This is a genomic window from Massilia jejuensis, from assembly GCF_042656795.1.
Classification (GTDB): domain Bacteria; phylum Pseudomonadota; class Gammaproteobacteria; order Burkholderiales; family Burkholderiaceae_D; genus Telluria; species Telluria jejuensis.
Genome location: NZ_JBHSMS010000074.1, coordinates 22,578 through 34,731 on the forward strand (window position 1 = coordinate 22,578; position 12,154 = coordinate 34,731).

The window sequence follows — 12,154 nt, forward strand, 5'->3', positions numbered from 1 at the left end:
ACCAGACAGGAATGGATGGGAACCAGCTATTTTACCCGAACGGCTGCTCAATTTACGGGCAATATTTTTCCGAAACTGTCGCGAACGGGACAAAACTGTGTGGACAAAAGGAGAAGGAATGCTTTAGGTATCTACCCGGCAGGGATGCGGCGGCAGGCGAGCGGCGCCTGCGGGCGCGGCATGTCTATATGTCGTCGAGGACGGCTGGCTGCAGATGGGCCACGTCGCCCCAGCTGACCAGCTCCAGCTTGCCGTCGCGCACGACAAACCGGTTGACGCTCGCATTGAGCACCTTGAAGTCGCGCGGCGTCTCCAGCGATAGCCCGAGGGCGGCGCGATAGATGCACTCGAGTACGCCGCCATGGGCGACGATGGCGAGCGACTTGCCGGGATTGTCGGCCGCCCAGCCGAATACGGCGTCGGTCGCCCGGTCGTAGAATTGGCGAAAGGTTTCACCCTTGTTCTGCCCGGGCGGCAGCTGGCCGTCGACATCGCGCGCCTGCCAGGCGGCGAACGCCTGGGGAAAGCGCTCTGCGATCTCGGCATAGAGCAAGCCTTCGAAGCCGCCGTAACAGCGCTCGCGCAGGCGACCATCTATATAGAGAGGCAGGCCGCTGGCGTCGCCGAGCGCCTTGGCGGTCTGGCTGGCGCGCGACAGGTCGCTCGAGACGAGCACGTCGAAGCGCTCGCCGGCCAGGCTGGCCGCCAGCGCGCGCGCCTGGCGCCGCCCTTCTGCGTTCAGGCCGATATCGAGGTGGCCCTGCAGGCGGCGTTCGGCGTTCCAGGCGGTTTCGCCGTGGCGGATGAGTGCGATCCGGGTTGGGGTATCGTTATGCATGCGGTCCAGGAAGGCCCGGGATGGGCGGGATCAGGTCGAGAGCGTCGGCGCGATGTCGGGGTTGAGGGAATACACGCCGAAGATCTGCGCTTCGTCGAGGATGTGGCCGGTCAAGGCGCGCCGCGCTTTGGCGCAGGTGAAGTGGCCGTCGAGCGGGAACTGGGGAATGTCGAGCGCATAGATGGTGAAGACATAGGTGTGAACGCGCTCGTCGTTCCATGGCGGACACGGGCCGTCGTAGCCGAAATACTCGCCGGCCATCGCCGGATCGGATGCGAACCAGCCGGTATAGTCGTTGATGCCCTGGCGCAGCCTGTGCTCGGTTCCATTCTTGACGAGGAAGGGCACGTCCGGGCCGCTCTTGCCGCCGGGCGTGACCATGTCGGAAAACTGGCCCTCGTCGATGGCCTTCAGGCTGGCCGGGATGTCGACCAGCGCCCAGTGATGGAAATCGGCACGCTTGAGCGACTCGGGTACGGTGCGGCCTTCCTTGTTGACGTCGGTACCGTCGGAAGGCGCGTCGCCGTCCACGCACAGGATCACCAGCGACTGGGTGCCGGCGGGCACGTCGTCCCAGGCCAGGTGGGGATTGCGGTTGTTCGACAAACGCACGTGCGTCGCCGGGTCGATGGCCGCGAACGCGCACTCGGGCGGAATCAGGCCACCCTCGGTAAACGAATCACTCCAGATCTTCATCTTCGACTCCACTGGGGCCTCCATGATATTGACCGCATGCTGCGATAGGGGTTTCAACGCGAAACAACGACCGGATCAACACGCAGCCAGATCGTCACCGGACCGTCATTCGTCAGGCTGACTTTCATGTCGGCGCCAAATTGACCGGTTTCAACTTTGCCATGGCGTGCGCGCGCCTGGCGCACGACATGCTCGAACAGGCGCTGCCCGTCCTGCGGGCTGGCCGCCGGCGAGAACGAGGGACGGGTGCCGGAGCGGGTATCGGCGGCGAGCGTGAACTGGGGCACCAGCAGCAGCGCCCCGCCGGTATCGGTGACGCTGCGGTTCATCTTGCCGGCGGCGTCGGCAAACACCCGGTAGCCCAGCAGCTTGGCCAGCAGGGCCTCGGCCTCGCGCTCGGTATCGCCCTTCTCGGCGCAGACCAGCACCAGCAGGCCGCCTTCGATGGCGCCGACCGTGGCGCCGTCGACCACGACGCTGGCGTGGCTGACGCGCTGCAAGAGCCCGATCATGCCGGATCGCCGGACCGGGTGAAGCTGACGCGCGCGAATTTGCGCTTGCCTACCTGCATGACGAAGCTGCCGGCCTCGATCTTCAGGTTCTTGTCGCTCACGACATCGCCGTCGATGCGCACGCCGCCCTGGTCGACCATGCGCATGGCTTCCGAGGTCGAGGCGCACAGGCCGGCGGCCTTGAGCAGCTGGGCCACGCCCAGGGGGGCGCCGGAGACGGCCACCTCCGGCACGTCGTCCGGAATGCCGCCCTTGGCGCGGTTGACGAAGTCGGCCAGCGCATCCGCGGCCGCCTGGGCCGAGTGGAAACGCGTCACGATTTCCTGGCCCAGCGCCACTTTCGCGTCGCGCGGGTTGGCGCCGGCGTCGACCGCCGCCTTCAGGGCCGCGATGTCGGCCTGCGAGCGGAACGACAGCAGCTCGAAATAACGCCACATCATGGGGTCCGAAATACTCATCAGTTTGGCGAACATCGTGTTCGGCGCCTCGGTGATGCCGATGTAGTTGTTCTTCGACTTGGACATCTTCTCGATGCCGTCCAGGCCTTCCAGCAGCGGCATGGTCAAGATGCACTGCGGTTCTTGCCCATAGTCTTTCTGAAGTTCGCGTCCGACGAGCAAGTTAAATTTCTGATCCGTTCCACCTAGCTCAAGGTCGGATTTCAAAGCGACTGAATCGTAGCCCTGCATCAACGGATAAAGGAACTCATGAACAGCGATCGGAGTCCCACTCTTGTAACGCTTGGTGAAGTCGTCGCGCTCCATCATGCGGGCAACGGTATAACGCGAGGCCAATTGAATCATGCCGCGCGCGCCCAGCGGGTCGCACCACTCGGAGTTATAGCGCATCTCGGTGCGCCCGGCGTCGAGCACGAGGGCAGCCTGGCGGAAGTAGGTCATGGCGTTTTCTTCCACCTGCTCGCGGGTCAGCGGCGGACGGGTCGCGTTGCGGCCCGACGGATCGCCGATCATCGAGGTGAAGTCGCCGATCAGGAAAATCACCTGGTGCCCCAGGTTTTGCAGCTGGCGCAGCTTGTTCAGCACCACGGTATGGCCCAGGTGCAGGTCGGGCGCGGTCGGGTCCAGGCCCAGCTTGATACGCAGGGGGATACCGGTCTTTTCCGAACGCACCAGCTTCTGTACGAATTCGCTTTCGATCAGCAATTCGTCGACCCCGCGCTTGGTCACGGCGAGCGCTTCCCGGGTCTTGTCGGACAACCGTAATTGAGCCTCGGAAACGGAGTTGTGATTACTACAAGACGCGGAGTCTGTCATAAATTCTTTTGTAGGAGTTTAGCTAAAACGGTTGTAGGACACGATATTTTGGTACAATGCTCGATCCCATCAATCTTGCCGCGCGATAACTTTTTAAAACAACAAGAAAAATAGTGTTCTGAGTTCAAGCGGTAAATTTTAACTGATTGCATGAACCCTATCCAAAAAATCACCACTGCCAGCCTGTCGCGCCTGACCCATACGAGTCGCAAGACCCGTGTCGTCGGCGCCGGCGCCCTCGCCCTCGCACTGTGCGCCTTCGGCGCTGTTGCGACCGCCCCAATCACCCAGGACGACAGCAACGTCCAAGTCGTGTCCGTCGCCGAGAACCTGGCCCTGCCCAACCTCTCCGACCAGATCGCCGCCCTGCAGCAGGACGAGCAGCAGTTCATCCACGAAGAGCGCGTCCGTCCGGGCGACTCGATCGGCACCATGCTCGGCCGTCTCGGCGTGAACGATGCGCAGGCGCAGAACTTCATCCGCACCGACAAGCTCGCCCGCCGCATCCTGAGCCTGAAAAACGGCAAGCGCCTGCAGGCCGAGACCGACGAGAACGGCCAGCTGCTGTCGCTGCGCGCCACCCTCACCGACAAGGACAGCGCGCCGACCACGCTCACCATCGCCCGCCATGGCGACGGCTTCAAGGCATCCGAAGCCCCTGCCAAGCTGGAGCGCCGCGTCGAAATGCGTTCGCGCGAAATCACCAGCGCCTCGCTCTACTCGGCCACCGACGCCAACGTCGACGGCGGGTCGATCCCGGATTCGGTCGTCAACGAAATCGTCCAGATGTTCTCGACCAACATCGACTTCCGCGGCGACCTCAAGCGTGGCGACCGTTTCAACGTCGTCTACGAAACCTTCTGGCTCGACGGCGAGCTGGTGAAGACCGGCCGCATCCTGGCAGGCGAATTCATCAACCGCGGCACCAGCCACCAGGCCGTCTGGTTCGAAGATCCGGTCACCAGGCAAGGCGGCTACTACAGCCTCGACGGCAAATCGCTGAAAAAAGCCTTTCTCAAGTCGCCGCTGGAATTCTCGCGCGTGTCGTCGGGCTTCTCGAACCGCGTGCACCCGATCTCGGGCCAGTGGAAAGCGCACAAGGGCATCGACTACGCCGCCGCGACCGGCACCCCGATCCGCGCCGCGGGCGACGGCACGGTCGAGTCCATCGGCGTTTCCGGCGGCTACGGCAACATGATCGTCATCAAGCACTGGTCGAACTACAGCACCGCCTACGCCCACATGAGCCGTTTCGGCAGCGGCCTGCGCAAGGGCGCCAAGGTCAGCCAGGGCCAGGTCATCGGCTATGTCGGTTCGACCGGCTGGTCGACCGGCGCCCACCTGCACTACGAATTCCGCGTCGCCGGTGTCGCCCGCGACCCGAACGGGCTGAAGAACCTGATGGCGGCCCCGCTGTCCAACGGCGAAATGGCCCGCTTCAAGATGGCCGCAGCGGAAATGAACCACCGCTTCTCGCTGATGACCCCGGGCGGCAACGCCATGGCTGCGCGCTAGGACCCTGTCTCGGCAGGAAGGGCAAGCCTACAAGCACCCAGGCAGTTCCCGGAACGCCTTCCGTCGCTTCGCCGCACGGAAGGCGTTTTTGCATGGGTCTCGATTATGATGAGCACATGATGAATTCTTCCCTGTATATCGGCTTGATGTCGGGCACCAGCCTTGACGGCGTCGACGGCGTACTGGCCGATTTCGCCGATGGCGCGATCCGCACCATCGAGGCCGCATTCGTGCCGTTCGCGCCCGCCTTGCGCGCCGAACTGATGGCGCTCCAGTCCGGTGGACACAACGAGATCGAACGCGAAGCGCTTGCCGCGAACGGGCTGGCGCAGGCCTACGCACACTGCGTGCAGGCGCTCGCGGGGCAGGCGCCCGGCCCGGTGGCGGCGGTGGCCGTGCATGGCCAGACCGTACGCCACCGGCCCGAGCTCGGCTTCACGCGTCAAACGAACAACCCTGCCCTGCTGGCCGAACTGACCGGCATCGACGTGATCGCCGATTTCCGCAGCCGCGACATCGCCGCCGGCGGCCAAGGCGCGCCGCTGGTGCCGGCCTTCCATGCCGCCGCTTTCGGCAAGCCGGGCACGACGCGGGTGGTGGTCAACATCGGCGGCATCGGCAACATCAGCGTGCTGCACGCCGACGGCCGCGTGACGGGTCATGACACCGGTCCCGGCAATGTCTTGCTGGACGCCTGGATCGGGCGCCACCAGGGGAAGGAATACGACGCCGATGGCGCCTGGGGCGCGCGCGGGACGGTGGACGCCGGCTTGCTTGCAACCTTGCTGGAAGAAGCCTATTTCCACCAGCCGCCGCCCAAAAGCACGGGGCGCGACCTGTTTCACATGGCATGGCTCGATACGCGGCTGGCGGCGTTCCCGGACCTGGCGCCAGCCGATGTGCAGGCGACACTGGCCATGCTGACCGCGCGCACGATCGCCGACGCAATCTTGCGGGAAGGCGTAGCTGTGGATGCCGTGTATGCCTGCGGCGGCGGCGCCTGTAACGGCGCGCTGCTGCGCGCGCTCGCGGCGGCGCTCGGCGGGAAGGTTCCGGTCGAATCGACTGCGGCGCTCGGTATCGCGCCGAACCGGGTCGAGGCGCTGGCGTTTGCCTGGCTGGGCTACCGGTTCATGGGGCGCCAGCCGGGCAACCTGCCGGCCGTGACCGGGGCGAAGGGCTTGCGCATCCTGGGCGCACTCTACCCGGCCTAAGAACCTGTTCTTGGGCAAGTGGCGCGCGGCATGACGAACGACGCGCCGATCAAACACAGATCCGGGCAGTGCCCGGATCCGGTAACAACACCCGGCAAGGCCGGGTCATGGAGCGACACTCAGGCCGAGAACGAGGACCCGCAACCGCAAGTACTGGTGGCATTCGGGTTCTTGATGACGAACTGGGCACCTTCGAGGTCGTCCTTGTAATCGATTTCGGCACCCACCAGGTACTGGTAGCTCATCGAGTCGATCAGCAGTTGCACGCCGTTCTTCTCCATGGTGGTGTCGTCTTCGTTCACGATCTCGTCGAAGGTGAAGCCGTACTGGAAGCCCGAACAGCCGCCGCCCTGCACGAAGACGCGCAGCTTGAGATCGGGATTGCCCTCTTCCTCGATCAGTTGCGCCACTTTTTCGGCAGCGCTGTCGGTAAAGACGATGGGCGTCGGGATGGTGTCAAAGTCAACTACTTCAGCGACTGCAGTCATGGATAAACTCCTGATTAAATTCGGATTTCTTCCATTATAGACTGTTCGTGCCGGTCACGCTTCGGCAGCCACCGCTTCGGCCAGGTGAAATACCGGCTCACCCGCCGGATGGTGGGTCAGTTTGCCGGTCACCAGGGCGCCGCCGTGCATTTCGAGCAGCTTGTAATGGACATCTCCATGAATGCGGCCTTTCGGCTGTAATTCAAGCAGTTCCGTCGAATGGACCGATCCGGCGATGAAACCGTTGACCACCAGGTTGGCGCAGCGTACTTCTCCCTCGATGCGCGCATGCTCGGAAACGATCAGCATGCTGTCGACGCCTTCGCTGGCGATCACGTTGCCGTGGACTTCGCCATCGATGCGCAAGCCGCCGCTGAAGCACAGGTCGCCTTCGATGCGGGCGGCTATGCCGATCAGGCTGTCAATTTCGCTTTTTGCATTGCGACCGAACATGGTGGCACCCCTGTGAGATAGAAAAATGTTGACGTCAAACTGACCAGTGCATCGGTCAATTTACCGTTCTCAACAGTTACCACCTTGATCTAAGTCTTGTCAGACAATGCACAGATGCAACTTCAGGGACTGCCCAGGTTGGCTTAGTCAGTTTCCTGCAACTCGGTTTTACGGCAACAAGGCAATCTGTTGCAGACCCGTCGTTTCCTCAAAGCCGAACATCAGGTTCATGCACTGCACGGCCTGGCCCGAGGCGCCCTTGACCAGGTTGTCCTGGACTACCAGGATGACGACCGTGTTGCCGCCGCCTGGCCGATGCAGCGCCAGGCGCAGCATGTTCGAGCCGCGTGTCGAGCGCGTTTCAGGGTGCGAGCCGAAGGGCATCACGTCGACGAAAGGCGCGTCCTTGTAGGTTTCCTCGAACAGGGCTTGCAGTTGGGCGTCGTCGACTTCCTGCGTCAGGCGCGCATACAGCGTGGCATGCATGCCGCGGATCATCGGCACCAGGTGCGGCGTGAAGATCAGGCCGACCTTGTCGTCGGTAAAGCGCTGCAGCTGGGCCGAGGTTTCCGGGGTATGGCGGTGGCCGGCGACGCCATAGGCCTTGAAATTGTCGCTCGACTCCGAGAACAGCGTGCCAATCTCGGCCTTGCGGCCGGCGCCGGAGACGCCCGACTTGGCGTCGGCAATCAGGCTGCCGGCGTCGATCAGGCCGGCCTTGAGCAGGGGCACGAAGCCCAGCTGCATCGTGGTCGGGTAGCAGCCCGGGTTGGCGATCAGGCGCGCCTGCTTGATGTCTTCGCGGTTCAGCTCCGGCAAGCCATACACGGCTTCCTCGATCAGCTCCGGGGCGCTGTGCTCGATCTTGTACCATTTCTCGAAACTGGCGCGGTCCTTCAGGCGGAAGTCGGCCGCCAGGTCGATGACCTTGACGCCGGCCGCCAGCAGCGCCGGGGCTTGTGCCATGGCCACGCCGTGCGGGGTGGCAAAAAACACCACGTCGCATTCGGTCAGATCGGCCTTGTCCGGCGCCGAGAAGGCAAGGTGCACGCGGCCGCGCAGCGAGGGGAACATGTCGGCCACCGGCAAGCCGTCCTCCTTGCGCGAAGTGATCGCGGTCAGCTCCACGCCCGGATGAGTTGCCAGCAGCCGCAGCAATTCCACGCCCGTGTAACCGGTTCCGCCAACGATGCCAACTTTGATCATGTTCTTTCCTTTAAATATATAAATGGTACGACAAGCGCCAATTTTAACAGTCTGACCAAGACCCGGTGCGGCCGGCGCCGATGCAAAGAATAGGTGCACCGGGAGTCGATCTTGCAAATATTACATGCCGGACTCAGGCATCCGTTCCGGTCAGGAGCTCGGCCTCGTGCACCGGGACCGGATCCATGGTCGACCTCCGGCCGACCTGCTCGAAGTGCTCGTCCAGCCAGCGCCCGGCCGTCGCGACTCCCAGCGCGTGCAGGCGCAGCAGGAAAGGCCATTCGGTATTGAATTTGCTCGACAAATCGAGCTGTTGCAGCGCTTCGTTTCCGCTGATCAGGTGCAGGCGCACGGCCGCCGGGTGCACGATGTCGCTGTCCTCGGCATCGGCGACGCCGTGCAAATGGCGAATGGCGCTCACTTCGCGCACGAAGCTGACGTTGAAGGCGATTTCGGTGGTGCGGCTCTGGATGTCGCTCATCGTCATCGGCAAGCCCGGACGCGCGACCGGATTGTTCTGGACGATGACGATGTCGGCCGCGCCCTCCTGCACCAGCGGCGAGAGCGAGGGATTGCCGACAAAACTGCCGTCCCAGTAGGCTTCGCCATCGATGACGACCGGCGCGAACACGTAAGGCAGGCAGGCCGAGGCGGCGATCATGCGCGCATCGAGTTCGGGGCGCGTGAACACCTTGCCCTTGCCGCTGCGAATATTAGTGGCGGGAATGAACAGGTCGATCTCTTCGCAGGCGCGCACGCGCTCGAAATCGATCAGCGAGGCCAGCAGCGGATGGAAAGGATTCATGCTCAGCGGCGAGGCGGGCGGCGCCAGCATGCCGGCCAGCAGTTGCATGAACTGGTAGCCGGGCGAAGTGGCCAGCGTGCCGCCGCCCATGGCCACGTCCAGCCCGCTCGGGCGGATCGGACTGGCGATGGTGGCGGCCGTGGACAGGCCGCGCCAGAAGCGCCGCAGCGCCATGCGCGCGCCCGCGCGTCCGCCGCCGCGCGCATAGCCGTCGGCCACCACGGCCGCGTTCACGGCGCCGGCACTGGTACCGCTGATGGCCGCGATGTCCAGGCGTTCTTCGGCCAGCAAGCGGTCGAGCACACCCCATCCGAAGGCGCCGAAAGCGCCTCCGCCCTGCAGCCCGAGGCTGATTTTCTTGGTTACGCCACTCATTTTGCTGTTCCCGCGACAATTCCGACTAGCGAGATTAACGTGGCAGGCACGACGGCGCGGTGCGCTGGCGAACGTAGCGGAGCGCGCTGCGCGCACCGCGCGCGCACGAAAAAGCCGCCCGAAGGCGGCTTCTTGTCCAGCAGAAAGCAACGCGCAGGCTGCTTGAAACGATTAACGCTTCGAGAACTGCTTGGCGCGGCGTGCTTTACGCAGGCCGACTTTCTTACGCTCGACTTCACGGGCGTCACGGGTGACGAAACCGGCACGTGCCAGGTCGCCCTTGAGGCCTGCGTCGTAGTCGATCAGGGCGCGGGTGATGCCGTGACGGACGGCGCCAGCCTGGCCCGACTCGCCGCCGCCATGGACGTTGACCTTGATGTCGAAACGCTCGACGTTGCCGGTCAGTTCCAGCGGCTGGCGAATGACCATCAGGCCAGTTTCGCGCGAGAAATATTCGTTCGCAGGCTTGCCGTTCACGATGATCAGGCCAGTGCCGGCTTTGATGAACACGCGAGCGACTGCACTCTTGCGACGGCCGGTGCCGTAGTTGTAGTTACCGATCATGTCAGTTCCTTAGAGGGTCAGTGCTTGTGGTTGCTGAGCTGCGTGTGGGTGCGAACCTTCCGCGTACACTTTCAGCTTCTTGATCATTGCATAGCCCAGCGGGCCCTTCGGCAGCATGCCTTTGACGGCCTTCTCGAGCGCGCGGCCCGGGAAACGCTGTTGCATTTTCAGGAAGTTGGTTTCGTAGATACCGCCCGGGTAGCCCGAGTGACGATAGTAGGTCTTGTTGGTCGCTTTCGTGCCGGTCACGCGCAGCTTGCCTGCGTTGACGACGACGATATAGTCACCGGTGTCGACGTGCGGAGTGAATTCTGGTTTGTGTTTGCCGCGCAGTCGGAGTGCCACTTCGCTGGCAACACGTCCGAGGACCAAGTCCGTCGCGTCAATCACGAACCAGTCGCGCTGGACTTCATGGCCCTTAGCGGAAAAAGTTTTCATGTTGACTTCCTAATAGGTAAATTGCTCAAATGGTGGTTCCGCAATGGTTACTGCGGACTCTGCCTTATTGTCTTTTCCAGAGCAAATGGAAAGCCAGCGATGATACTGCACTTTATAACTGACGGTCAAGGCAGCAGGGAAACACCTGTCTTATCCATGCCTCGTGTCCGCCATTCGATCCAGTAACGAATTGACGTATAGCAATTAATCCCTTGCGCAGGGAGCTAGACTCGGCTCAGCCATTTCCTGCCGAAACTATCTGTTGACCATACAAACGATGGCAAATTACTATTGGTCAACTAACTGAGGAGACTTCGTGAAAACACGTGCCATCCCGCCCGCCCTGCTGGCCCTGTTCTTCGCGGGCGCCGCCGCGGCGGCCGGCGCGCCCGAGGCGCCGCGCCCGGCCAAGGCCGCGCCCGCGCCGCGCACCTGCCACCTGCCCGGCGCCGAAGGGGCGCTGCGCTGCCTGGCCGTGCCGGTGCCGCTCGACTACGCGAAACCGGCGGCCGGCGCCCTGAACATCCATGTCACCGTCGCGCCGGCGTTTCGCGAAGGCGCCAGGACCGATCCGCTGTTCGTGCTGGCCGGCGGTCCGGGCCAGGCCGGCAGCGAAGTGATCCGGCTGCTCCCGGCCGCGCTCAAGCGCGTGCGCGCCACGCGCGACATCGTCTTCGTCGACCAGCGCGGTACCGGCCTGTCGGGCAAGCTCGATTGCGAGAGCCGGCCCGAGCACGAAACCATGAGCGACGCCGAGCTGGAAGCGGAAATCCACCGGTGCATCAGGAACAGCCGCGCTCCTTTCGCGGCCTACACCACGGCCAACGCCGCGCGCGACCTGGAACAGGTAAGGCGCGCGCTCGGCTACGACAAGGTCAACGTCTGGGGCGGCTCCTACGGCACCCGGCTGGGGCAAGCCTATGCACGCGCCTTCCCGGGCAGCGTGCGCGCGCTGATCCTGGACGGCGTGGCCGCGCCCGAACAGGTGGTGCCGGCGGCCGGACGCGACGGCCAGGCCGCGCTCGACAAGCTGTTCGAGCACTGCGCCAGGGACCCGGGCTGCAACAGGGCCTACCCCAACCTGCGCGCCGAATTCGACACGCTGGCCGCGCGCGCCGAGGCCGGCCTGAAGCTCACGATCGCCAACCCGCGCACCGCGGCCCCGACCACCGTCACGATGTCCGGGCCGCGTTTCACCGGCACCGTCCACAACATCCTGTATTCGCCGGCCGACGCGCGCCGCCTGCCCTTCCTGATCCACAGCGCCTACCAGGGAAGATGGGAACCCTTCATCGCGCGCCAGAACGTGAGCGGCGATTTCACCACCGAGTCGAGCAGCGCCTTCCTGCTGCACCTGGCCGTGGTCTGCGCCGAGGACGTGCCGCGCATGACCCCAAGCCTGATGAAAGACGAAGACGCCATGATCACGCGCGCCTGGGCCGGACGCATGCCGGCCATGTGCAAGACCATGAACGTGCCGGCCGTGCCCTACGCGGCGCCGACCATGATCGAGGCGCCGGCCCTGCTGCTGTCGGGCGCGCTCGATCCGGTGACGGCGCCGCGGCGCGCGGAGAGCGCCGCGCGCCACATGCGCAACGCACGCCACCTGGTGGTGGCCAATGCCGGCCACGGCGTCTCGCAGCTCGGCTGCGCGCCGCGCCTGATGCGCGAATTCCTCGACAAGCCGACCGCCAGGCTCGACGCGGCCTGCCTGGCCGAGATCCCGCCCCCGACTTTCCAGCTCGGCAGCGCCGGGCCGCAACCCTGAATCGAGCC

13 protein-coding genes are annotated in these 12,154 nt (G+C 64.2%); 3 read left to right on the top strand and 10 right to left on the bottom strand.

Annotated features, from left to right (window positions below; all coding sequences use genetic code 11):
- Positions 1–184 precede the first annotated feature (184 nt).
- The 4 genes from ACFPOU_RS21030 to tyrS are packed head-to-tail and all read right to left on the bottom strand — an operon-like array spanning position 185 to position 3,320.
- Positions 185–838: a histidine phosphatase family protein gene (locus ACFPOU_RS21030; protein ID WP_379726041.1), complete on the bottom strand. Its 654-nt coding sequence runs from the start codon at positions 836–838 to the stop codon at positions 185–187.
- A gap of 30 nt (positions 839–868) precedes the next feature.
- Entirely contained in the window at positions 869–1,534 is a 666-nt protein-coding gene (locus ACFPOU_RS21035) for a YbhB/YbcL family Raf kinase inhibitor-like protein (protein ID WP_379726044.1), read from the bottom strand.
- Between the two features lie 53 nt (positions 1,535–1,587).
- Complete coding sequence (gene dtd, locus ACFPOU_RS21040) at positions 1,588–2,046, bottom strand: D-aminoacyl-tRNA deacylase (RefSeq protein ID WP_379726047.1); 459 nt, start codon at positions 2,044–2,046, stop codon at positions 1,588–1,590.
- Positions 2,043–3,320: a tyrosine--tRNA ligase gene (tyrS, locus tag ACFPOU_RS21045; protein ID WP_379726050.1), complete on the bottom strand. Its 1,278-nt coding sequence runs from the start codon at positions 3,318–3,320 to the stop codon at positions 2,043–2,045. Before tyrS ends, dtd begins: the two co-directional genes overlap by 4 nt.
- Positions 3,321–3,470: 150 nt before the next feature.
- Between tyrS and ACFPOU_RS21050 the strand changes: the two genes are divergently transcribed.
- A complete protein-coding gene (locus ACFPOU_RS21050) occupies positions 3,471–4,835 on the top strand; it encodes a M23 family metallopeptidase (RefSeq protein WP_379726053.1) in 1,365 nt (454 codons plus the stop codon).
- Positions 4,836–4,951: 116 nt separating this feature from the next.
- On the top strand, positions 4,952–6,049 hold the full coding sequence (locus ACFPOU_RS21055; RefSeq protein WP_379726056.1) for an anhydro-N-acetylmuramic acid kinase: 1,098 nt from the start codon (positions 4,952–4,954) through the stop codon (positions 6,047–6,049).
- 119 nt (positions 6,050–6,168) lie between these two features.
- Here ACFPOU_RS21055 and erpA read toward each other — a convergent pair whose 3' ends face one another.
- From erpA to rplM, 6 genes are all read right to left on the bottom strand, one after another.
- On the bottom strand, positions 6,169–6,537 hold the full coding sequence (erpA, locus tag ACFPOU_RS21060; RefSeq protein WP_136220584.1) for an iron-sulfur cluster insertion protein ErpA: 369 nt from the start codon (positions 6,535–6,537) through the stop codon (positions 6,169–6,171).
- A gap of 54 nt (positions 6,538–6,591) precedes the next feature.
- The gene (locus tag ACFPOU_RS21065; RefSeq protein WP_379726059.1) at positions 6,592–6,990 is read right to left on the bottom strand and encodes a bactofilin family protein; all 399 of its coding nucleotides are present in this window, start codon (positions 6,988–6,990) and stop codon (positions 6,592–6,594) included.
- Between the two features lie 168 nt (positions 6,991–7,158).
- Positions 7,159–8,196 (bottom strand): N-acetyl-gamma-glutamyl-phosphate reductase, encoded by a 1,038-nt coding sequence (gene argC, locus ACFPOU_RS21070; RefSeq protein ID WP_379726062.1) that lies wholly within the window; start codon positions 8,194–8,196, stop codon positions 7,159–7,161.
- A 133-nt stretch (positions 8,197–8,329) separates the two neighbouring features.
- On the bottom strand, positions 8,330–9,376 hold the full coding sequence (locus ACFPOU_RS21075) for a patatin-like phospholipase family protein (protein WP_379726065.1): 1,047 nt from the start codon (positions 9,374–9,376) through the stop codon (positions 8,330–8,332).
- A gap of 171 nt (positions 9,377–9,547) precedes the next feature.
- Positions 9,548–9,940 (bottom strand): 30S ribosomal protein S9, encoded by a 393-nt coding sequence (gene rpsI, locus ACFPOU_RS21080; RefSeq protein ID WP_259211456.1) that lies wholly within the window; start codon positions 9,938–9,940, stop codon positions 9,548–9,550.
- A gap of 9 nt (positions 9,941–9,949) precedes the next feature.
- On the bottom strand, positions 9,950–10,378 hold the full coding sequence (rplM, locus tag ACFPOU_RS21085) for a 50S ribosomal protein L13 (RefSeq protein WP_192053289.1): 429 nt from the start codon (positions 10,376–10,378) through the stop codon (positions 9,950–9,952).
- A 316-nt stretch (positions 10,379–10,694) separates the two neighbouring features.
- On the opposite strand from rplM, the gene ACFPOU_RS21090 reads away from it, so the two are divergent.
- The gene (locus tag ACFPOU_RS21090; RefSeq protein WP_379726070.1) at positions 10,695–12,146 is read left to right on the top strand and encodes an alpha/beta fold hydrolase; all 1,452 of its coding nucleotides are present in this window, start codon (positions 10,695–10,697) and stop codon (positions 12,144–12,146) included.
- Positions 12,147–12,154 lie beyond the last annotated feature (8 nt).